This window comes from Brevibacillus sp. 1238 (genome assembly GCF_029892995.1).
Classification (GTDB): Bacteria; Bacillota; Bacilli; order Brevibacillales; family Brevibacillaceae; genus Brevibacillus; species Brevibacillus parabrevis.
The window spans coordinates 155,248-177,511 of the sequence record NZ_JARXWC010000005.1 but is presented as its reverse complement, the minus strand read 5'-3'; the positions used below and the strand labels follow the sequence as shown (position 1 = coordinate 177,511).

The 22,264-nt window shown below is 53.7% G+C and carries 22 protein-coding genes; 21 read left to right on the top strand and 1 reads right to left on the bottom strand.

Features of this window, described 5'->3' with window-relative positions; translation table 11 throughout:
- The first annotated feature begins 96 nt into the window (after positions 1-96).
- The 3 genes from prfA to spoIIR all read left to right on the top strand — a co-directional run bounded on the left by prfA (position 97) and on the right by spoIIR (position 3,028).
- Positions 97-1,173 carry a peptide chain release factor 1 gene (gene prfA, locus M2298_RS14445; protein ID WP_063228973.1) on the top strand — a complete coding sequence of 359 codons (1,077 nt, stop codon included), beginning with the start codon at positions 97-99 and terminating at the stop codon, positions 1,171-1,173.
- Positions 1,157-2,047, top strand: coding sequence for a peptide chain release factor N(5)-glutamine methyltransferase (gene prmC, locus M2298_RS14440; RefSeq protein ID WP_242773911.1), 891 nt, complete (start codon positions 1,157-1,159; stop codon positions 2,045-2,047). The genes prfA and prmC overlap by 17 nt, the downstream gene beginning before the upstream one ends.
- Before the next feature lie 138 nt (positions 2,048-2,185).
- The gene (spoIIR, locus tag M2298_RS14435; protein WP_280648650.1) at positions 2,186-3,028 is read left to right on the top strand and encodes a stage II sporulation protein R; all 843 of its coding nucleotides are present in this window, start codon (positions 2,186-2,188) and stop codon (positions 3,026-3,028) included.
- 62 nt (positions 3,029-3,090) lie between these two features.
- Here spoIIR and M2298_RS14430 read toward each other — a convergent pair whose 3' ends face one another.
- The gene (locus M2298_RS14430) at positions 3,091-3,885 is read right to left on the bottom strand and encodes a DUF3298 and DUF4163 domain-containing protein (RefSeq protein ID WP_122962581.1); all 795 of its coding nucleotides are present in this window, start codon (positions 3,883-3,885) and stop codon (positions 3,091-3,093) included.
- A gap of 229 nt (positions 3,886-4,114) precedes the next feature.
- Here M2298_RS14430 and M2298_RS14425 point away from each other — a divergent pair, with 229 nt between their 5' ends.
- The 18 genes from M2298_RS14425 (at position 4,115) to M2298_RS14340 (ending at position 22,217) form a co-directional block, all read left to right on the top strand.
- Complete coding sequence (locus M2298_RS14425; protein ID WP_173599031.1) at positions 4,115-5,194, top strand: L-threonylcarbamoyladenylate synthase; 1,080 nt, start codon at positions 4,115-4,117, stop codon at positions 5,192-5,194.
- Between the two features lie 55 nt (positions 5,195-5,249).
- Positions 5,250-5,810, top strand: a complete 561-nt coding sequence (locus tag M2298_RS14420; protein ID WP_063228978.1) for a manganese efflux pump MntP — start codon at positions 5,250-5,252, stop codon at positions 5,808-5,810.
- A 32-nt stretch (positions 5,811-5,842) separates the two neighbouring features.
- The gene (locus M2298_RS14415; RefSeq protein ID WP_122962583.1) at positions 5,843-6,301 is read left to right on the top strand and encodes a low molecular weight protein arginine phosphatase; all 459 of its coding nucleotides are present in this window, start codon (positions 5,843-5,845) and stop codon (positions 6,299-6,301) included.
- A gap of 150 nt (positions 6,302-6,451) precedes the next feature.
- Positions 6,452-6,907 carry a ribose 5-phosphate isomerase B gene (gene rpiB, locus M2298_RS14410; protein ID WP_063228980.1) on the top strand — a complete coding sequence of 152 codons (456 nt, stop codon included), beginning with the start codon at positions 6,452-6,454 and terminating at the stop codon, positions 6,905-6,907.
- Positions 6,908-7,477 (top strand): TIGR01440 family protein, encoded by a 570-nt coding sequence (locus tag M2298_RS14405; RefSeq protein WP_122962584.1) that lies wholly within the window; start codon positions 6,908-6,910, stop codon positions 7,475-7,477.
- Positions 7,478-7,522: 45 nt separating this feature from the next.
- Entirely contained in the window at positions 7,523-8,773 is a 1,251-nt protein-coding gene (locus M2298_RS14400) for a serine hydroxymethyltransferase (RefSeq protein WP_122962585.1), read from the top strand.
- A gap of 210 nt (positions 8,774-8,983) precedes the next feature.
- Positions 8,984-9,613, top strand: a complete 630-nt coding sequence (gene upp / locus M2298_RS14395) for a uracil phosphoribosyltransferase (protein WP_122962586.1) — start codon at positions 8,984-8,986, stop codon at positions 9,611-9,613.
- An 18-nt stretch (positions 9,614-9,631) separates the two neighbouring features.
- Positions 9,632-10,780 carry a non-hydrolyzing UDP-N-acetylglucosamine 2-epimerase gene (gene wecB / locus M2298_RS14390; RefSeq protein ID WP_173596364.1) on the top strand — a complete coding sequence of 383 codons (1,149 nt, stop codon included), beginning with the start codon at positions 9,632-9,634 and terminating at the stop codon, positions 10,778-10,780.
- 237 nt (positions 10,781-11,017) lie between these two features.
- A complete protein-coding gene (locus tag M2298_RS14385) occupies positions 11,018-14,182 on the top strand; it encodes a phosphodiester glycosidase family protein (protein ID WP_122962587.1) in 3,165 nt (1,054 codons plus the stop codon).
- Positions 14,183-14,316: 134 nt separating this feature from the next.
- Complete coding sequence (bioA, locus tag M2298_RS14380; RefSeq protein ID WP_122962588.1) at positions 14,317-15,714, top strand: adenosylmethionine--8-amino-7-oxononanoate transaminase; 1,398 nt, start codon at positions 14,317-14,319, stop codon at positions 15,712-15,714.
- On the top strand, positions 15,711-16,445 hold the full coding sequence (bioD, locus tag M2298_RS14375) for a dethiobiotin synthase (RefSeq protein WP_280648649.1): 735 nt from the start codon (positions 15,711-15,713) through the stop codon (positions 16,443-16,445). The genes bioA and bioD overlap by 4 nt, the downstream gene beginning before the upstream one ends.
- The gene (gene bioB, locus M2298_RS14370) at positions 16,446-17,441 is read left to right on the top strand and encodes a biotin synthase BioB (RefSeq protein WP_242773942.1); all 996 of its coding nucleotides are present in this window, start codon (positions 16,446-16,448) and stop codon (positions 17,439-17,441) included.
- Positions 17,442-17,458: 17 nt separating this feature from the next.
- Positions 17,459-18,649: an 8-amino-7-oxononanoate synthase gene (gene bioF / locus M2298_RS14365; protein ID WP_242773945.1), complete on the top strand. Its 1,191-nt coding sequence runs from the start codon at positions 17,459-17,461 to the stop codon at positions 18,647-18,649.
- A 1-nt stretch (position 18,650) separates the two neighbouring features.
- Entirely contained in the window at positions 18,651-19,409 is a 759-nt protein-coding gene (locus M2298_RS14360; protein WP_280648648.1) for an alpha/beta fold hydrolase, read from the top strand.
- Positions 19,357-20,175, top strand: coding sequence for a malonyl-ACP O-methyltransferase BioC (bioC, locus tag M2298_RS14355; RefSeq protein ID WP_217022119.1), 819 nt, complete (start codon positions 19,357-19,359; stop codon positions 20,173-20,175). The genes M2298_RS14360 and bioC overlap by 53 nt, the downstream gene beginning before the upstream one ends.
- A gap of 124 nt (positions 20,176-20,299) precedes the next feature.
- Entirely contained in the window at positions 20,300-21,490 is a 1,191-nt protein-coding gene (locus tag M2298_RS14350; protein WP_063228992.1) for an acetyl-CoA C-acetyltransferase, read from the top strand.
- Between the two features lie 137 nt (positions 21,491-21,627).
- Positions 21,628-21,837: an AtpZ/AtpI family protein gene (locus M2298_RS14345; protein WP_005827760.1), complete on the top strand. Its 210-nt coding sequence runs from the start codon at positions 21,628-21,630 to the stop codon at positions 21,835-21,837.
- A gap of 11 nt (positions 21,838-21,848) precedes the next feature.
- A complete protein-coding gene (locus M2298_RS14340) occupies positions 21,849-22,217 on the top strand; it encodes an ATP synthase subunit I (RefSeq protein ID WP_063228993.1) in 369 nt (122 codons plus the stop codon).
- The last annotated feature ends 47 nt before the right edge of the window (positions 22,218-22,264 follow it).

Sequence of the window (22,264 nt, the reverse complement as noted above, 5' to 3'; positions counted from 1 at the left end):
CAGCCAAATAATGCGCTTTGACTTATTTTCGCTTTCCTCCTATAATTTATCTGTTATAATCGATTTTTAGTATTCTTTGCGATGGGGTGAAGTACAATGTTTACACGCTTATCCGCAGTTGAAGAGCGTTTTGAAGAGGTAACGAATCTCCTATGTGACCCCGACGTCATCAGCGATACAAAACGCTTGCGTGAACTGTCCAAGGAACAGTCTTCGTTGGAAGAGACAGTGACGACCTACCGTGAATATAAATCAGTTGTGAGTCAAATGGATGATGCCAAAGCCATGCTGGAAGAAAAGCTGGACGATGAAATGCGCGAAATGGTCAAGCTTGAAATCAGCGAATTGTCTGCCCGCAAGGAACAGCTGGAAGAACGCCTGAAAATTCTCCTGCTGCCAAAAGATCCAAATGACGAGAAAAACGTGATCGTGGAAGTGCGCGGCGCAGCAGGCGGCGATGAGGCAGCTCTGTTTGCGGCTGTTTTGTTCCGCATGTACACACGCTTTGCTGAACGTCACGGCTTTAAAATCGAAGTGCTGGAAGCAAGTCCGACAGACATCGGCGGCTACAAGGAAATCGTCTTTTCGCTGTCCGGTCGCGGCGCATACAGCAAAATGAAGTTCGAAAGCGGCGCACACCGCGTGCAACGCATTCCGGCGACAGAATCCGGCGGACGTATTCACACTTCTACCGCTACTGTACTGGTATTGCCTGAGGCGGAAGATGTGGAAGTGGAAGTACACGAAAAAGACATTCGCATCGATACGTTCTGCTCCAGCGGCGCTGGCGGCCAGAGCGTCAACACGACCAAATCGGCTGTTCGCGTTACGCACATTCCGACGGGGATCATGGTTTCCTGTCAGGATGAAAAATCGCAGCACTCCAATAAAGACAAGGCGCTTCGCGTTTTGCGCGCGCGCTTGTACGACTTTTATATGCAGCAGCAAAATGCGGAAGCTGACGCTACGCGCAAAAGCCTGGTGGGAACCGGGGATCGCAGCGAGCGCATCCGCACGTACAACTATCCACAAAGCCGCGTGACCGACCACCGCATCGGTCTGACTTTGCACCGTTTGGAATCGGTGCTGGAAGGCGAACTGGATGAAGTGATCGACAACCTGATTTTGCATGAACAAACGGAGCTTTTGAAGAGCCATGCACACTCAGCTTGATTGGTCTGATGTCACGACGATTCGAGAAGCCCTGACACGGGCTTCTTCCTTTTTGCGGGAAAAAGGGGCAAAAGACCCTGTATTCGAAGCGGAACTGATGATTCGCCACTGTTTGGGCTGGGATCGCACGAAGTATTTGATTTCGATGATGGAGCCGATTGCCAAAGAGACGCTTGCGCAGCTGGATGAGTTGTGCCAGCGCAGAAGTGCGCACGAGCCGTTGCAGTACATGTTTGGTGAGCAAGAGTTTTACGGGCGCTCTTTTGCCGTTCGTCCTGGCGTTCTTATCCCTCGTCCCGAGACGGAGATACTCGTCGAGCAAGTGTTGGCGGCCGCCGCAACTGTTTGGTCAGAGCAAGAGGGTTTGACTGTTGCCGATATCGGGACAGGCAGCGGCGCCATCTGCATCACGCTCGCGCTGGAAAAGCCGGATTGGCAAGTGACGACAGTAGATTTATCCCCGGATGCTACCGCAGTTGCTACAGAAAACGCGGAACGCCTGGGAGCTGCTGTGCGCTTTTTGCAAGGGGATTTGGTGCAACCGCTTTTGATAGCTGGCGAAAAGGTGGACATCCTCGTCTCCAATCCGCCGTATATACCGAGTCGGGATGTGGACGAGCTGGACGAAGAAGTCCGCTTGCATGAGCCGCGTTTGGCGCTGGACGGGGGCGATGACGGATTGGATTGCTATCGCCGACTGTGCGAGGCGCTGCCTGAACTGCTCAAGGACAAAGCGGTTGTCGCCTTCGAGGTAGGGATTTATCAGGCAAAAGATGTGGCTGCCTTGATGCGGGAATCAGGGGTAATAGATGAGGTGCGGATCGTGCCGGATTTGGCGGGAATCGAGCGGGTTGTTATCGGTGTCAGGCGGTAACGGCAAGCTCCTCTCGCCGTTTTGCTAAAATTGTATGAATGTTTGTGATTCGACCGTTTGAAACCGGGGCTCCCTGTCCATACTGAGGCTATACAGAGAAAAGGTTTGGAAGACTCAGTCGAGAGGGAGACGGTTAAAATGAAACGGATGTTGTTGATCGTATTTAGCCTGTTCATGTTGATGATGTGCTGGGAGGGACAGCTTACGTCGGCCAATGTTCTGGATAATGGTCCGATCCCTCAAGAATCGATTCGCCTGCGCATCATTGCCAACAGTGACTCGGTTGCTGACCAGTGGCTGAAGCGGGAAGTGCGCGATGCGCTGATTGCGCAAATGAACACGTGGGCGGAAGATATCAAATCGTTTGAGCAAGCACAGGACATGGTGGCATCCCAGTTGCCTGTCCTTCAGGAAGTAGTGGACAAAACGATTCGTGAACGCGGCTTTTCCTATAAAGCGGTAGTCGATTTCGGTCAGGTTCCGTTTCCGACGAAGCTGTACGGCTCGTACGTCTATCCCGCTGGCAACTACGAAGCGCTCCGCGTGCAGATCGGCGAGGCAAAAGGGCAAAACTGGTGGTGCGTACTTTTCCCTCCGCTCTGCTTTATCGATATGTCCAACGGCGATGCTGTACAAGCTGCTGCGGCAACGACAGCAGCGGGAAAAGAAACAGAGCAGAGCGTGGCTAAGTCAGAACCGGCTTCGGTGTTCAAGCTTGATCAAAAAGAAATCGAGCGCACAGACTGGCGGCAGGAGCGTTTGGAAAGACGTTTGGACAGCGCTGACACTGGCGCAGTTTCGCAAATGCCCGGCGCACAAAATGCTGTAGCCGTAGAGAATAACAGTAAAGACGAAGCGCTGGAGCAAGCCCAAGCCGAGGGACAAGCGGACAAGACGCCAGAAATGAGCGAGCAAAATCCGGCTCCACAAGTACAAGTACGGTTCTACCTCCTGGAAAAGCTGGAAAGCTGGTTCTCCTGAGCTTTCCCTAAAAAAACGACACCCCGCTTATAGCGAAGGTGTCGTTTTGACTGGCGAGCCGCTTACTTTTGCGTCAGGGCTGCGAGGATTTCCGGTTTCAGCAAGTTTTGATAGCGGTGGGCCGGGATGGCGAAAGAAGGCATTCCCGCTGCATACGGAGCAATTTCGTACTGTCCGAAATGAATGACGAGATTTCCGTTTTCAAAAGAGAAGCCTTGGTCATCCGTAATGCTCTCGAAGCTGTACGGATTGAAGCCGTCGCGATCTGTCTGTGTTTTGATTTGCTGGCTGATCAGTTGGTTGATCACGCTGCGGTAGTTGTAGCTGGACTGGAACAAATCGCCGAGCTTGAGCGTTTTGGCTTTAGGCTGGTTGTCGATTGTGTAGTAAGTCACGTCAGTCATGCCATGCGCTCCGCCTGTGTACAGATAGGTTTGAACAGAGAAGGATACGAGCTTGCCAGCCTGATGCACTTCATAGGAAATGTCGAGTGCATGCGGGCGAGGTTCCCAGCCGTATTTTTTGGCATCTGCGGCATCTTCCTTGCCAGCTTGTTGTCCGTCAGCGAGGCCAGTTTGTGCTTGCTTGAGCAGGGTCGCATTCAATTGGGCTTCGAACGCTTTATCTTTCAAACCGCTAATGACCGGGATGGTCACTTTGCCTTCAAATTCTTTTGTTTTCACCGTGATGGTTTTCGGTGTGAATACGACACCGGAAGCTTGAGGTTGTTTGGTTTGAACGACAGGAGCAGCTTTCGCTGGCGCGGCAGGAGCAGCTGCCAAAACAGGCGCAGCAACTGCTGTCAGCAGAACAGCGGTGCCGAGCAGGCTGGAAGTAACGGATTTAAGCAATGTCATATTCATTCACAATCCTTTCGAGGTAAGGGAAGAGTTCTGCGTTTCTATGGATTCATTCTACTACATCATTTTGACGGTTGAGGTTAAAAAATGGTAACAAACACGTTTTCCACGGCTTTTCCCGAAGTTATTCACAAGTTACCCACAGGCTGTTGAAAACTTTTCGAGGCACAACTATACTAAAGGCACTCATTACAAAGAAACGAGCAAGAGAAAGGATTTTTTTACGATGGAAATCAATTTAGTGACGAAAGTCTGGTCTGTGGATAACGATGTGGAAAACATCCAGAGTTGTACACAGATTGTGGATGCAGCCCGGTTGCTGCACGCTGGGGAAGCTGTCGCTTTTCCAACAGAGACGGTCTATGGCCTGGGAGCCAATGCATTGTCTAATGAAGCAGTGGAGAAAATATTTGCAGCGAAAGGCAGGCCGAGTGACAATCCGCTGATCGTGCATATTGGCGAACGGCAGCAGCTGTCCACAGTTGCCGGGGAAGTGCCGGAAAAAGGACAGAAGCTGATGGATGCCTTCTGGCCTGGGCCACTCACCGTCATTGTTCCGAAAAACGAGCACGTTGCTTCCCTGGTGACAGCGGGCCTGGATTCTGTCGGTGTGCGCATGCCTGCTCATCCGGTTGCCCTTGCTTTGATCAAACAAGCGGGCGTACCGATTGCTGCGCCGAGTGCGAACCGTTCCGGTCGTCCAAGCCCGACTACAGCCGCGCATGTGTTAGCCGACCTGGACGGGAGAGTGGCAGGGATCGTCGATGGCGGAGCAACAGGAGTAGGCGTCGAGTCTACTGTCATTGATGTGACTGTGGAGCCGCCTGTTATCCTTCGTCCCGGCGGCATTACCCGTGAACAGCTGGAAAGCGTAATCGGCCCGGTCGAGCTTGATCCTTCTTTTGAAGTGGGAGCAGTAGAAACTCCGCGCGCTCCCGGGATGAAATATACGCATTATGCTCCGGAGGGCGAGCTGTGGCTGGTGGCGGGAAGCGAAGAGCAGGCTCGCATAAAAATGGCGGAGCTGCTGTCGCAAGCCAAAATCGATGGCCAAAAAACAGGGGTGCTGGCAACGGAAGAGTCGGCTGGCTATTGGCGTGATCACGAGGCAGCCGATGTCGTTCTGACGGTAGGTGCCCAAGCAGATTTGGAACAAGTCGCCCAGCAGCTGTACGCTGTTTTGCGGGAATTTGACAATCAGCAGGTTCAGTTCATCGTGGGAGAAACCTTTTCGCGGGAAGGCCTGGGAATGGCTGTCATGAACCGTCTGGAAAAAGCGGCGGGCGGTCGCATCTTGTCCGTTTAAAACAGTATAAACTCCTCCTTGTCCGCATAGAGTGAAGGGACGGGGGGGAGGCGGCTTGGACCTGGTTTTGTTTCAATGGGGGCAATTTTTGACGTTGCTCATTATAGCTTTTGCTTTGAGCATGGATGCCTTTTCGCTGGGGATCGGCGTGGGCATGGTTGGCATTCGCTTGCGGGAAATTGTAAAGGTCAGCATTACGATCGGACTTTTTCATATTATGATGCCTGTCGTCGGAATAGTTGTCGGAGCTTACTTGTCCGATTTGGTTGGGGATATCGCCGTTTTTATCGGCGGCGGAGTCCTGATGCTGATCGGTTTGCATATGCTGTGGAACGGATTGGTTCACAGTGATCAAAAAAGCATGTTAAAAACAAAAGGGTTCGGGCTGTTGCTGTTTGCCTTCAGCGTCAGTCTCGACGCGTTGACGGTCGGTTTTTCGTTCGGTCTAATCGAAGTGAACAAAGTCCTGGCAATTTCCCTGTTCGGTATCATGGGAGCAGCCATGTCCTATTTCGGCCTTTTGCTTGGCAGAAGCGTGGGAGGATGGTTGGGCGATTATAGCGAATTAGTAGGGGGATTGATCTTGTTTTGCTTCGGATTGAAATTTGTCATCTAGAAAAGGATGCTGACATAAAGGAGGGGCGATCATTGAAACGGATACTCTTCGTCTGTACGGGAAACACTTGCCGCAGCCCGATGGCAGAGGCGATGTTTCGCGCAAAGACAGCCGGACAACCATTTGAAGTGCGCTCGGCCGGAGTGGCGGCGTATGCCGGACAACCAGCTTCCCCGCATGCCCAGTCGGTGCTTGCTGAACGCGGGATTGCTCACAACCACGCATCAAGCCAGCTAAACGAAGAGCTTTTGGCGTGGTCCGATCTTATTTTGACGATGACGGGCAGTCACAAGCGTGCCATTCTGACCTACTTCCCGGAAGCGGCGGACAAAGTCCATACTTTGCAAGAGTTTGCGGGAATAGAAGGCATAAGAGATATCGCTGATCCTTTTGGCGGGGCGCTTGAGGACTATCGCAGGTGCGCAGAAGAGATTGAGGAGTCGCTGGACAGGCTTTTGGAGCGATTGGCGGAAGTCCGTTTTCGTGAATAACAAGGTTGAAGAGGTGCTGGTAACTAGCCAGGACCTTGTTTCGTGTGAGAGTACGAACATTTTTTGATCAACCAACCAAAATGTTCACTTTTTACTTATGGGATTTTGATGTATAATGAGTGAGATCATGAAACAAGCGAGGGATGACAGATGAAAGTGGCGATTGCTGCTGATCACGGTGGATACAAGCTGAAAGAGGAAATCAAGACTCTGCTCTCCTCCATGAACATCCAGACGGAAGACTTCGGTTGCTCTTGCGAGGATTCGGTAGATTATCCTGATTACGCCTTGCCGGTAGCAGAAAAAGTGGCAGCAGGCGAGTTCGACCGGGGAATTTTGGTGTGCGGTACGGGCATCGGCATGTCGATTGCAGCCAACAAAGTGCCTGGCATTCGCTGTGCGCTGGTGCACGACACATTCTCTGCACGTGCGACCCGTGAGCATAACAATACCAATGTTTTGGCTATGGGTGAGCGGGTAATTGGCCCTGGTCTGGCGTTGGATATCGTGAAAATTTGGCTGGAGACAGAGTTCCAGGGCGGCCGTCATGAGCGACGTGTGGAAAAGATCGCACAAATCGAAGCGAAACACGCGGGAGTGAAGTAAGTGGAACTGGCCGCTATCGAACAACAGGCTCGTCAATTGGTTGAGGAGGTTGCCGGGTTGGCCGAGCTTAGAGCCGGACAAATTTTGGTGATCGGGTGCAGTACCAGTGAAGTGCTGGGCAAGCACATCGGCAAAGCTGGCAGTCGGGATGCTGCGGCTGCTATTTATCGCGGCATTCGCAGTGTGCAGGAGCAGCGCGGCTTTGCTGTCGCCTTTCAATGCTGTGAACATCTGAACCGCGCACTGGTTGTGGAGCGCGAGGTTATGGAGCGATATGGACTGGAAGAGGTTTCGGTCGTTCCCGTTCCTACCGCTGGCGGTTCCATGGCGGCACATGCTTTTGCGCAGCTTGCCGATGCTGTAGTCGTGGAAAATATTCGCGCACATGCAGGTATCGATATCGGCGATACGTTCATTGGCATGCACCTGAAACAGGTAGCTGTGCCTGTACGCCCTTCTCAACGGACTGTGGGAGAGGCGCATGTCACGGCAGCGCGGACACGTCCCAAGCTGATTGGCGGCGCTCGCGCGGTCTACGAAGTGGCGCCTCAAAATGAAAGCTGTACCTAAAAAGAATGTGGGACAAGCCCATTTTCAAGGAGGAGAACATACATCATGCTAGATTTTTTGCGTAAACAGGACCCGCAAGTATTGGAAGGCATTCAACTGGAATTGGGAAGACAGCGTGACAAAATTGAGTTGATCGCATCCGAGAACTTTGTTAGCCGCGCCGTAATGGAAGCGATGGGTACTGTTCTGACCAACAAATACGCAGAAGGTTATCCAGGACGCCGCTACTATGGCGGTTGCGAATACGTGGACATCGTGGAAAACATTGCGCGCGATCGCGTAAAAGAAATCTTCGGTGCCGAGCATGCAAACGTACAGCCGCACTCCGGCGCACAAGCAAACATGGCCGTGTACTTCACCATCTTGCAGCCGGGCGACACCGTACTTGGCATGAACCTCTCCCATGGCGGACACTTGACGCACGGAAGCCCTGTTAACTTCTCCGGTACACTGTACAACTTCGTAGAATACGGCGTGGATCAAGAATCCCACCTGATCAATTATGAAGACGTTCGCGCCAAAGCTTTGGAGCACAAGCCTAAGCTGATCGTAGCGGGAGCAAGTGCTTATCCGCGCACAATCGACTTCGCCAAATTCCGTGAAATCGCGGATGAAGTCGGCGCTTATTTCATGGTAGACATGGCGCACATCGCTGGTCTGGTTGCGGCTGGCCTGCATCCAAACCCGGTTCCATACGCTCATTTCGTTACTTCTACCACTCACAAAACATTGCGCGGTCCTCGCGGCGGTCTGATTTTGTGCAAAGAAGAATTTGCAAAAGCGATCGACAAGTCTGTGTTCCCTGGCGTACAAGGCGGACCGTTGATGCACGTGATTGCGGCAAAAGCGGTTTCCTTCGGCGAAGCGCTGCAACCGGACTTCAAAGATTACGCAGCCCGCATCGTGAGCAATGCGCGCGCATTTGCTGAAGCGCTGCAAGCAGAAGGTCTGACACTCGTTTCTGGCGGAACCGACAACCACCTCGTGCTGATTGACGTGAGCAAGATCGGCCTGACTGGTAAAGTAGCCGAGCACCTGCTGGACGAAGTAAGCATCACCACTAACAAAAACACCATCCCTTACGATACACAAAGCCCATTCGTCACAAGCGGTATCCGCATGGGTACACCAGCGGTAACAAGCCGTGGCTTCGACGAAGAAGCAATGAAAGAAGTAGCAGCGATCATCGCCCTGACTTTGAAAAACCCAGAAGACGCTGCCAAACACGAAGAAGCTCGCCAACGCGTAGCAGCGCTGTGCCAACGCTTCCCGATGTATGAAGGTTTGACGATTTAAGGTTTTGATAAAATGGCTTCAATCAAACAGACCCTGTGATTGCTCGCGCGGGTCTGTTTTTCTTTTACATCCTAAACGATTTTTTCCTGACAACAGCCATAGCTGGTCACCAGGCAAAAGAAAAAAGTACGAAGATTAGGCAAATTGACGGCGACCCGCTCCTTCGCTATGATGGAAAAGATGCATTGATAGGGAAACGGAGGAACGTACATGAGCCGTGTATATGTGTTTGACCACCCGCTGATTCAGCATAAAGTGACGTTTATTCGTGACAAGAATACAGGAACCAAGGAATTTCGCGAACTGGTAGATGAAGTAGCGACCCTGATGGGCTACGAAATCACACGCGACATGCCGCTGGAAGAAACCACGATCGAGACCCCGGTAGCTACCTGTCAGTCTAATGTGATTGCCGGTAAAAAAGTAGGTCTGGTTCCGATCCTGCGTGCAGGACTCGGCATGGTGGACGGGCTGTTGAAGCTGATTCCGGCCGCAAAAGTAGGCCATGTGGGGCTGTACCGTGATCCGGAAACCCTGCAACCGGTAGAGTATTACGTAAAGCTGCCTTCCGATGTAGCGGAGCGCGAACTGATCGTCATCGACCCGATGCTGGCGACTGGCGGTTCTGCCGTGGCAGCCATCCAGGCTTTGAAAAAACGCGGAGCGAGAAACCTCAAGCTGATGTGCCTGATTGCTGCTCCAGAAGGCATCAAAATGGTGCAGGACGAGCATCCTGACGTAGATATTTACGTAGCTGCTATTGACGAATATTTAAATGACCATGGATACATTGTGCCTGGCTTGGGCGATGCGGGTGACCGCTTGTACGGCACAAAGTAGGCGGAGAGGGAATCCAAGATGAAAACAGTAAAAGTAATGACGGTTTTCGGCACGCGCCCGGAAGCGATCAAGATGGCACCTCTCGTACATGAATTGAAAAAGTACGAAGGGCAAATCGAGTCGATCGTATGCGTGACCGCACAGCATCGCCAAATGCTCGACCAGGTGTTGGGTATTTTCGATATTTCGCCGGACATTGACTTGAACATCATGAAAGACCGTCAAACATTGGTAGACGTGACGACACGCGCCTTGCAAAGTCTCGATGCCGCGATCAAGGATGTAAAGCCGGATATTGTGCTCGTGCACGGCGATACGACGACCACATTCGTGGCGAGCCTGGCTGCTTTTTACAACCAGGTAGCGATCGGCCATGTGGAAGCCGGCCTGCGCACGTGGGACAAATACTCGCCGTTCCCGGAGGAGATGAACCGCCAGCTGACAGGCGTGATGGCCGATCTGCACTTCTCTCCAACCGAAGGATCGGCTGACAACCTCAGACGGGAAGCCAAACCGGAAGAGAGCATTTACGTCACAGGCAACACAGCGATCGACGCATTGAAAACGACGGTGCGTGAAGATTATACGCATCCGGTTCTCGAACAGGTGGGCGACCACAAGCTGGTACTGATGACGGCTCATCGCCGCGAAAACTTGGGTGAGCCAATGCGCCGCATTTTCCGCGCTGTCAGAAGACTGGTGGACGAGCATCCCGAGATTTTCGTCGTGTATCCAGTCCATCTCAACCCGGCTGTTCAAGAGGTGGCCCAGGAGATTTTGGGAGATCACGAGCGCATTACATTGACCGAACCGCTCGATGCACTCGACTTCCATAACTTTGCCCGCCGCGCTCATCTGATTCTGACCGATTCTGGCGGTGTTCAGGAAGAAGCGCCGTCTCTTGGCGTGCCTGTGCTCGTGCTCCGGGACACAACCGAGCGTCCGGAAGGAATCGAAGCTGGAACTCTCAAGCTGGCGGGAACAGACGAAGAACAAGTATACGCGATGGCAAACGAGCTTTTGACCAATCAGGCAGCCTACGATGCGATGGCTCATGCTGCGAATCCGTACGGAGACGGAGAAGCATCCCGCCGGATTGTAGAAGCGATCCTGTATCATTTCGGAATCCGTTCCGATCGCCCGGAACCGTTCCAACCGGGGCAATAAGCATCTGGATAGTGCGCTTGAACAAAAGCGGCATACAGCTAGAATCGACCCGTCCGGTATGGATTGTAAATCCGGGCGGGTTTTCGTGCTTTTGGCAGACTGACGATTTGGTATGTTTTGCTAAGAGAGAATCTGCAAAATTGGCGAAACTATCCACTACTTGGGAGCGTCTAACGATTAGTTACCGACTTACATAGCGAACAGACAGAGTTTGGAAAATGGAGAGGAGTTACTAACATGAGAGCGCAAAGGATGGTGACGCTGCTCACGGCCACGACTATGGCCTGGGGAGCTTTTGTTCCGTTTGTGCCGCTTGCGACCAATGTCGCGCACGCCCGGGCGGAAACCAGTGCATTGAATATCATGTGGCAAACCCCGATTGGTGAGGGAACCACTTTGCTTAAATATACGAAATCGTTCGCCAACCAGCTCGTGACCATCATGGTGACGAAAGTGGATTTGAACAATCCGTATGTTGAGGTCAAGCCCGTATACGGAACGGCTGGCAAACTGACAGACAGACAAACCGTGACGCAGATGGCCAGGGAGACAGGGGCAGTCGCTGCGATCAACGCTGACTTTTTCGACATGTCCAAGCGGGGAGCGCCGTTTGGCATCGTTCAGAAAGACGAGCAGCTGATTTCCTCGATGGGACTGATTTCGTACTGGTACAGCCTCGGAATCACGGGCGACAAGATGGCCATCATCGACAAGTTCGGATTCGGGGGAAAAGTCACCGCGCCGAACGGGGCTGTCTATTCGATCCAGGGCGTCAATAAAGAAGTGTACAATCCGAGCGAAGGCCGTAAAAGTCACCAAAATCAGTTGAACGTCTACACGCCTTCTTTTGGCAAAACGAGCCTCGGTGCGATCTCAGGCTACAAAGATGTCGTCGAGATTTTGTTCGTCGACAACGTCGCCAAGGAAGTGCGCATCAATCAGCCGGGAGTATACATACCTTACAACGGATACGTGCTGTGGGGACACGGAGAGGCAGCCGCTTTCCTCAAGCAAAATTTCCCGGTGGGCGCCACAGCTGCGGTTGAATACCAAACCACACCGCAAACCCTCGATTTGAAGCAAGCCGTGGGCGGAAACGTGTTGCTGGTCAATCAAGGCAAAGCACTGACCTCGTTTCAGGCGGACAAGTCTATTGTCGCGGCCAATGCCCGCACGGCAGTAGGGGTTTCCCAGGATGGAAAAACTTTGTACATGGTGACGATTGATGCGGCCAGCAAGGTTAGTTTGGACGAGCTGGCAAAAATCATGGCGGAGCTTGGCTCCTACCGTGCCGTGAATTTTGACGGCGGCGGCTCCACGACACTCGCAGCCCGCATGCTCGGGGAGACACACGCCAATCTGTCCAACAAGCCAAGTGGCGGTTCCGAGCGTCGGGTGCCGACAGGGCTTGCTGTTTACAACACCGCTCCGCCAGGAGAATTGCGAGGATTCCAAATTGATGTGCCGTCCGATATTCTGATCGGGCAAACGGTAGCGCTCACTGCTTCCAAAGGATACGACACGCATTACCAGCCTTACGCGATCAATCCGGCAAACGTCACCTGGGATATCCCGCAATCGGACGCCGGAACAGTGGACGGCCAGCGCTTTACTCCAGCCCGCTCAGGAAAAATTACGCTGACGGGCCGACTGGGCAACGTCACGCAAAACAAAGATGTTCAAGTCGTTGCAGGCAGTGAAGTCCAGCAAATCGTTGTTTCCCCAAGCCCAGTTTCAATTGCGCCTGGACAAGCCTTGACGCTTGATGTCAAAATCAAGACGAAAAAAGGCGCGACGATTCAGGCGACTCCGCTTAGCGTGAAAGCAAGCGTAGACTCCGCTGTCGCTACTGTCAACGACAAGCTGCAACTGATTGCCGGCAATGAGCCGGGCAATGGAAACTTGACGATTACTTACGACGGCGTATCGACGACCGTTCCGTTTGCTGTCGGTCAATTCGAACAGCCTTGGCTGACGTTTGACAATCAGGTAGGAATGTACCATGCGGCGAATCCGAGCAGCATCAGCTCCGCCGGATCGTTTTCGCTCGTATCAGATCAAGTATTCCGCACGAAAAAAGCGGCGAAGCTCGTCTATAACTTCTCGGGTGCGCCAGCGGGCAACATGCGCATCTCCTACGGCATACTGGGTGCCCAGCCTGTGGCGATTCCAGGCAAACCGCTCGGTCTCGGCCTGTGGGTGAACGGAGACAACAGCAGACACTGGCTGCGCGCAGAAGTGCTGGACGCCAACGGCAAGACGGTCTACGTCGATCTGGCAAAAGAAATCGACTGGTCCGGCTGGAAGCAAGTGAAGGGGTACTTCCCGAGCAATGTCGCCTATCCATTGCAACTGCGAAGCATCTATGTAGTCGATCAGGCAAACGACGGCATTACACAAGACAAGGGAACCCTTTACTTCGACGAGTTCTCCCTGCTGTTGCCGAACCAGACAGGCAAACCAGGCAATGCGACGGTTGTGCCTGAACTGCCAGGCAGCATGTCTTTGGGAGCGGAACTGGATCTCGGTTACTCGTTTGAGAAAACAACACCGTTTTTGGACACGGCACTGGTGGAAGTCGACTCCATCGTCGGCCAACAGCTTCCGGGATATGTACCTGCCGACTATTCGTTCACGATCAAGCCTGGCGAGCGCAAAGCAGGCGCAGAAGACGCGATTTCGACATCTTCGATCAAGCTGACACTTGTGCCGAAGAAGTGGATTGCCGGAAAAGGCGTCGGATTGCTGTACGTCAATGAAGCCAACCAAACGCTCGACCCGCTGCTGGGTACAAGAAACGCCCAAGGACAATGGGTTTACGAAGTGAACAGCTACGGCAAATACGTTCCGTACTATTCGGACGACGTTGGAACTCTCAGTCCATCATTCACGGATATCGCCAACCATCCTGCCAAAGCGGAAATCATGTACATGGCGGAAAACGGGTACGTGAAAGGCTTGACGGACACGACATTCGGGCCGGAAGCTTCGCTCACCAGGGCACAGTTCGTCACTTTGCTGGCGCGCACGTTCAACTGGGAGCTGCCAGCTTCGCCTAAGCTCAGCTTCAAGGACAAGGTGCCTGACTATGCGCAAGGGGCTGTGCAGGTTGCCGTTTCCAAAGGGCTGGTGAAAGGCTACGAGGACAAAACGTTCCGTCCCGACAAACCTGTGACAAGAGCCGAGGCTGCCGTCATTCTGGATCGTTTGGTGAACAAAAAAGGAGCGGCTAAAACCGTTTCCGACAAAGGAACGTGGCCATCCTGGGCATCCGGTTCGATCACCAACATGGTCGGATTGGGCCTGATTGATCCGATCAGCGGAAAATACCAACCGAACAAGTCTACGACTCGCGCAGTGTGCGTGGTAGCGCTCTATCGGATTTTGCACCAAACCAAATAAGTAGAGGCAAGTAAAAACGCGAAGACCAGTCTTCTCCCGCTGTTGGAGAGACTGGTCTTTTTCGTTTGCCCATGCGTGGGAAAAAGTCATTGCCGAAATAAGTTAACTGTTTTATTATTTTGGTTAACAAATATATGTTAACTAAGGATGTGATCTGGTTGTTACATATGTATGACTATGCCGAACTGGCAGAAAAGAACAGACGATTTTTATGGCATCCTTTTACCCAAATGAAGGACTACAACGCCCAGGAGCCAGTGATTATCGCCAGGGGCGAAGGGGTCAAGCTGATCGACGTGAACGGCAAAGCGTACTATGACGGATTTTCGTCTGTATGGCTGAATGTACACGGCCACAATGTCCCGGAACTGAATCAGGCGATTACGGAACAACTGGAGCAGATCGCGCATTCGACGCTCTTGGGGATGGCGAATGTGCCGTCCATTTTGCTGGCTGAGCAATTGATTCGTATAGCACCGCCGGGGCTGAGCAAAGTGTTTTATTCGGACAATGGTGCGACAGCGGTGGAAATCTCGCTGAAAATGGCGTTCCAGTATTGGCAGAACCGAGGGCGGACGGGGAAGCACGGATTTATTACGATGAACAACGCTTACCACGGGGATACGATTGGAGCTACCAGTGTGGGCGCGATCCCGCTGTACCATCAGGTTTACAAGCCGCTGCTCTTCTCGCCGCACATCGTTCCGTACCCATATCCGTACCGTGATGGGGGCGAGGAAGCGTCTGTGGAAGCGACCTTGCGCCAGTTGGAGAGCTTGTTACAGCAGAAGGCAGATGAGATTGCAGCGATGATCGTCGAGCCTGTCGTACAGGGAGCCAGCGGGATGATTGTCATGCCTGACGGTTGTTTGAAGCAAATTGCCGAGCTGCTGCGGGCGCATGACGTACTGCTGATTGCAGACGAGGTGGCGACAGGCTTCGGCAGGACGGGAAAAATGTTCGCCTGTGAGCATGACGGTGTGGTCCCGGATATTATGGCGGTTGCCAAAGGTTTGACAGGGGGCTACTTGCCTGTCGCCGCCACTTTGGTTACGGAAGAGATTTACGCTGCATTTTACGCGGACTACGAGGAACAAAAGACGTTTTTCCACGGCCATTCCTTCACAGGAAATCCGCTAGGCTGTGCGGTGGCTTTGGCGAATTTGCGGTTGATGGAGGAACGCAGACTGGTCGATCAAGTGGTGGAAAAAGCGGCGGGACTTGAGGAGCTTTTGCAGCCGCTAAAAGGAGAGCCGCATGTCGGTGATATCCGGCAAAAAGGGCTGATGGCAGGGATTGAGCTAGTCAGAGACAAGCAAACAAAGGAGCCGTACCACTGGAATGAACGGATCGGCGTGCGCGTCTGTCAGCGAGCCAGAGAAAAAGGGCTGTTGACCCGACCGCTGGGCAATGTGATCGTCTTCATCCCCCCGCTCGCTTCCACAATGGCCGAGATTGCGGACATGATGCGCATTTTGGCCGAATCGATTCGCGAGGTCACGATTGAGCAAAAGGAGCAGGCGGTACGATGAGCAAGGAGTTTGCAGGACTGTTCATTGCCGGGACGGACACGGAGGTGGGCAAAACGGTCGTGACGGCGGGGATTGCAGCGGCATTGCGCGAGTCAGGCTGCGATGTCGGGGTATGGAAGCCCGTCCAGTCCGGGGCGCTTGCGCACGAGGAAATGAGCGATGCGTTTCGCTTGCGGGCATGGAGCGGTGTGGCAGACAGGTGCGAGGAGATTGCGCCGCTGGCTTTTTCAGCGCCCTTGACACCGTGGCTGGCTGCGCAGGCAGAGGGTAAGAAGCTCACGATAGAGGAAATAACGGCGCATGGTTACCCGTTGCTGGCGAAGCACGACTGGCTGCTGGTCGAGGGGGCAGGGGGCCTGGCAGTTCCGTTGACCGAGACAGACATGATGGTCGATCTCGCGGCGCGCTTGAAACTGCCGCTTTTGCTGGTTGCCCGGGCAGGTCTGGGAACGATCAACCACACGCTTTTATCGGTCTGGTACGCTCGTTCGCGCGGGCTTGTGGTGGCAGGAGTGATTTTGAATGAGGGGGCTTCTGCTGCCGATCAAAGCGTTGCTACCAACGCCAAAATGATCGAGTGCTACGGAAACGTTCCGGTTTGGGGTGCGCTGCCGCACACGCCTGCCGAACTGACAAGCGAGCAGGTAGTTGCGTTGGTGAAGCAGCATGTCCACGTGGAATGGATTGCGAGATTGCTAAAACAGCAAATATGCAAAGGAGAGGTTCGATAGATGAGCAGAACCGTTGTCGCCAATTGGAACGAGTATGCAGGAAAGGCTGTGCAAAAGGAAGCACTGACGCTGCAAGAAGCGCTTTGCGTGCTGCGAGCGCCTGACGATGAGCTGTTGCCGCTGCTGCACGCCGCTTTTCAGGTCAGGAAGCATTTTTTCGGGAAAAAGGTCAAGCTGAACATGATCTTAAACGCCAAAAGCGGCCTGTGCCCGGAAGATTGCGGCTACTGTTCGCAATCGATCGTCTCTACCGCGCCTGTAGCCAAGTACACCATGCTCGACAAAGAGACGTTACTGGCAGGCGCAAAAGAAGCGATGAACCGCAAGGCTGGTACATACTGCATTGTCGCTTCCGGGCGAGGGCCGACGGAAAAGGAGCTGGGCCAGGTCATTGAAGCGGTGCAAGAAATTCGCGACACCATGCCGCTGAAAATATGCGCTTGTCTGGGCATCCTCAGCGACGAGCAAGCCAAGCGGCTGAAGGAAGCGGGGGTGCACCGATACAACCACAATTTGAACACAAGCCGGAATCATTACGCGGCGATCACCACCACGCATACGTACGAGCAGCGCGTGGGAACGGTCGATACGGTGAAAAAAGCGGGAATGTCGCCATGCTCCGGCGTCATCATCGGCATGGGGGAGAGCGACGAAGAAATCGCGGAGATGGCTTTTGCCTTGCGGAGCCTGGATGCGGATTCGATTCCGGTCAACTTTTTGAACGCGATCCCGGGAACGCCCTTGGAGCATCAAGGACGCACGCAGGCGCAAAAGGCATTGAAAGTATTGGCGCTGTTCCGCTTTGTCTGCCCGGACAAAGAAATTCGCGTGGCTGGCGGGCGCGAGGTGAATTTGCGCAGCTTGCAGCCGTTGTCGCTCTACGCCGCCAACTCGCTGTTTGTGGGCGATTATTTGACGACACCGGGGCAGGAAATCACCAGCGATCATCAGATGATTGAAGACCTCGGGTTTGAAATCGAGCTATGCGCGCTGTAAGCGAAGAGGTGCGGCAAATGAGGCAAAGGTACGAATGGCTGGAGACGGAATGGAGCAAGATGCGGGAGCAGTCGCTTTGCCGAGAGTGGCAGACGGTAGAGTCTTTGGCGGAGCATGGAGGAACGTGGATTGTCGTTGGCGGAAAAAAGATGCTGAACATGTCCTCCAACAACTATTTGGGGCTTGCTCACGATCCGCAAATCATGGCTGCGGGTGAAAAGGCAGCGCGGCAATGGGGCGCAGGAGGAACTGCGTCCCGCCTCGTCCTCGGCAATTACCCGTTGTACGACGAGTTGGAGCAGCGGCTGGCCCAGTGGAAGCAGCGTGAGGAAGCGCTCGTTTTCGCGAACGGCTATCAGGCGAATACGGGGGTGCTTGCTGCGTTGGCTGGTCGGGGCGACGTAGTATTCAGCGATCGGCTGAACCACGCCAGCATTGTGGACGGAATCGTCCTGAGCCGTGCCGAGCACGTCCGGTATCGGCATAACGATTGGGAGCATCTGGCGTTTCTAATGGAAAAACATCAGGGAACGAAACGGAAGTGGATTGTGACGGACAGCGTATTTTCCATGGATGGCGACAAGGCACCATTGCTGGAGTTGATCAAGCTGCGAGAACGGTACGGTGCTTTTCTCATGGTCGATGAAGCGCATGCGGGCGGGGTACGGGGCGAGCGGGGACAAGGTCTGTGCCACGAACTCGGGATCGCGTCGCAGGTGGATGTATTGATGGGAACGTTCAGCAAAGCTTTTGGCGTATACGGCGCTTATGTTTGTGCCGATCAGGTCGTCATTCGCCATCTGCGTTCGAAAGCGCGCTCGCTCATCTATTCCACAGCGCTGCCTCCTGGTGTCGTCGGGTCGACGATTGCCGCCCTGACGCAGATTGAGGCGGACGAGTGGCGGCGACAAGCGTTGCAGCACAACGCGCAGCTTTTTCGGCGGTTGCTTGCGGAAAAAGGCTTTGCCGTAACTTCAGACGACACGCAGATTGTTCCGATCACGCTGGGAGAAAACGAGCGGGCGCTGCAATTCAGCCAGAAGCTGTGGGAACGGGGAGTTGCAGCTGTCGCGATTCGCCCGCCGACCGTCCCGGATGGAACAGCGCGCATCCGCTTTACGGTAATGGCTACACATCAGCCAGAAGAGCTGGTCTGGGCGGTCGAGCAATTGACTGCTGTCCGGGATGAATGCGCAGGAGGGATGTGAAGTGGCGCCAGTCATTGTTTGGCTGACAGGCTGGGGAATGGCGGATTCATGCTGGGACAAAGTCCGCGAGCGATTGCCCGATGTACGTCATGTGGTCCCTGACTATTCGCAAGTTTCCCGGCCGGACGAATTTTACGAAGTGGTTGCGCAATCCATTCAAAGCTTGAGTGGAAAAGAACTGCTTGTCGTTGGCTGGTCGCTGGGCGGAATGCTGGCCCTTAGGCTGGCAACTGAAAAGCGCGTAGCCGGACTGGTGCTGATTGGGACGACATTGCGGTTTGTCCGCGACCCGGCGGAACGAGAGCACGGCATTGGCGCAGCAATGCTTCAACGGATGAAGCGGCAGCTGGCAAAAGACCGCGAGCGGGTCATGGCCCAATTCGTAGAGCAGATGTTCACAGGGCAAGAACGCGGGCAAAACTGCGTCGATGTGGGGATTGCAGAGGGCCGCTGGAGCCAGCAGGCGCTGTCCGCAGGGCTGGATTACCTGGCGAGCGAGGACTGCCGGTTTGCCCCTGAGCGCTTGTCTTGTCCGGCAGTTGTCATTCATGGCGAAGGCGACGTCATCTGTCCGCTCGGCGCGGGAAAAGAGCTTGCGGGCAAGCTGGCGGCAGCCGATTTTTTGCAACTGAAAGACTGCGGGCATGCCCCACACCTGGTTCATCCTGAGCAAGTCAGCGAAGCGATCATGAGGATGGTGAAGCGCATTGCACACAGAACAGATCAAGCGTCGATTCAGCAGCAAGGCGACATCTTATGAACAGTATGCGATTGTGCAAAAAGAGATGGCGCAGCGTCTCGGCGCAATCGTGTCCGCGACGTTGGCGGATAAAAGTGTCGAGAGCATACTGGAAATCGGCTGCGGCACAGGCGGACTGACGCGTCTGATCAGGGGGCAGTACCCGAAAGCCGCATACGAAGCGATTGACATCGCGCCCGGAATGATTGCGCAGGCGAGGTCGAACCTTGAGCAGCACGGATTGGCAGTGAGCTTTCGCCAGGCTGATACGGAAGAATGGGTCTGGACACAGCCAGAGGCAACCAGGGATTTGATCGTGTCGGGAGCGTGCTTTCAATGGCTGCTTCGCCCTGAGCCGACGATCCGCCGTCTGTGCAAGCTGCTCAAGCCGGGTTCGCCGCTTTTGTTTTCGACGTTTGGCCCCAACACCTTCTGCGAATTGCACGACTCCTTTGCCCGCGCCCATGCCAGCCTGGGAGAGCAAGGAGTTCGGCACGGACTGTCGTATTTGACGACAGAGCAGTGGCTTGCCTTGCTGGATTCGGCGGGAATGGAATCGTTGCAGGCGACTGTACACAAGGTAGTTTTGACTTACCCGGGCGTGCTGGATTTTTTGCGTGCCGTAAAAGCGGTAGGAGCAAGCGCCAGCGAAGACAAAACGGCAGGCTTGGGCAGAAAAAGGCTGCTGTTTGCCATGGCTGACTATTATCAGCGGACGTACGGAGATGAGAAGGGAGTGCGTGTAACCTACGAGATGCTTTTTGTCAGCGGCTTTCGCAGCCAATGACGTTTTCTTTTGAGAGAATGGGCAGCTTTTTCTTCATGAAAGCGATTTCGCAGCAGGAATCTGCATGAAGAAATGGAATTTTAAGAAGGTTGGCTATCCTGTTCATTCAAGGAGTGTATGGAAGATGAGTCAAAAGGAAATCGTTATCGCAAGCGCAGTGCGCACAGCTATAGGCAGTTTTCAAGGATCGCTCGCAGGAATCTCCGCAACGAAACTGGGCGGCATCGTCCTGGAAGCGGCTTTGGAGCGCGCTGGCGTGTCCAAAGACTCGGTTGATGAAGTGATTATGGGCAATGTACTTTCCGCAGGACTGGGCCAGAATCCTGCCCGTCAGGCTGCCATTCAAGCAGGATTGGCGCACGAGGTGCCGTCCTTGACGATTAACAAAGTATGCGGCTCCGGATTGAAAGCCGTTCATTTGGCTGTACAGGCGATTTTGAGCGGAGATGCCGAAGTCGTGCTGGCGGGTGGCATGGAAAACATGAGCCAGGCTCCGTACTTGCTGGATGGAGCGCGCTCGGGATATCGCATGGGCGATCAAAAGGCAGTCGACTCGATGATCCGCGATGGTCTTTGGTGTGCATTCAACGACTACCACATGGGAATCACAGCCGAAAATCTGTGCGCCAAATACGAGATCGGACGGGAAGAGCAGGACGAGTTTGCGGCATGGAGCCAGGAAAAAGCGCAGAAAGCTTTGGAAAGCGGCCGTTTTCAGGAGGAGATCGTGCCTGTTCCGATTCCGCAGCGCAAAGGCGACCCTGTGCTGTTTGCTGTCGACGAATTTCCGCGCGCTGGCGTAACCGCCGAGATGCTTTCCAAGCTGAAGCCAGCCTTTAAAAAGGACGGCACCGTGACCGCAGGAAACGCTTCGGGCATCAACGATGGCGCGGCTGCGCTTTTAATCATGACCAAGGAAAAGGCGGAGGAGCTGGGCGTAAAACCGCTCGCGCGCATCGTCGCCAATGCCAGTGCGGGCGTCGATCCGAGCATCATGGGCTACGGTCCGGTGCCAGCGACCAAGCGAGTTTTGGAAAAAGCGGGCATGTCTTTGTCCGACATCGATTTGATCGAAGCGAACGAGGCATTCGCCGTTCAATCGCTGTCTGTCGGCAAAGCGCTCGGCTTCGATCGGGAAAAGCTGAACGTTAACGGCGGAGCGATTGCTCTGGGTCATCCAATTGGCGCAAGCGGGGCGAGAATATTAGTTACGCTTGTTCACGAATTGCAAAAGCGCGAAGGGGTAAAATATGGTCTAGCAACCTTGTGCATTGGCGGCGGACAAGGGGTTTCGACAATTGTTGAAAAAATGTAGATTTTCAATTGTGAACGCTTTGTGTACAGAACAAGACGAACGTTGACAAAGGGAATAATTCTTCGTTAATATGGATGAGGGCAAAGGGGCACTTGACACCAGCCCTCTCCTTATGTATGAAAGGAGAATGTTGTTCCGTGTCGAAAATTGATAATCCTTGGCGAGCCATCACGTTGGTCACTTTAATTGGTGTCGATATGGCCGTTTGCGTGGTTGCGGGAGTCTTTCTGGGAAAATACTTGGATGGCCTTTTCGCTACCAATCCGTTGTTTTTGATGGTTGGACTGCTCGCGGGATTAGGAATAGGCGTGTACAGCGTCTACCGCATCATTCGCGGTTACCTCTAGGGAGATGGGACATGCAAACGTTTTCTTCGGCAATGCGATCCACGTTTCGCTATGCCTTTTTCTGTATGGCAATCGCCGCGATACTCTGGGCGCTGTTGCCATCATCGCGTTTCTTTTTGCAAAGCCTCCTGCTCGGGATGGCTGGCAGTCTAGTGAATGGCACGGTCCTCTTCAGCAAAACATGGCGAATTGGCCAGATGGCTGTCGATCCGGGCGTGCGTCCGAAAGGGACAGGTATGCTGCAACGCTTGGTCGTGGCAGGTTTTGCTGTCTTTTTGACTATGCGTTTTCCTCACTTGTTTGGGCTTGCCGGAGTGTTGATCGGCTTGTTCCTTTTCCAGGTTCTCAGTTTCCTTTTTGTGTATCGCTCCTTTAAATAGATAGCAGAATACTTTTTTTCATGTACGTAAGTAACATACTCGCGCGG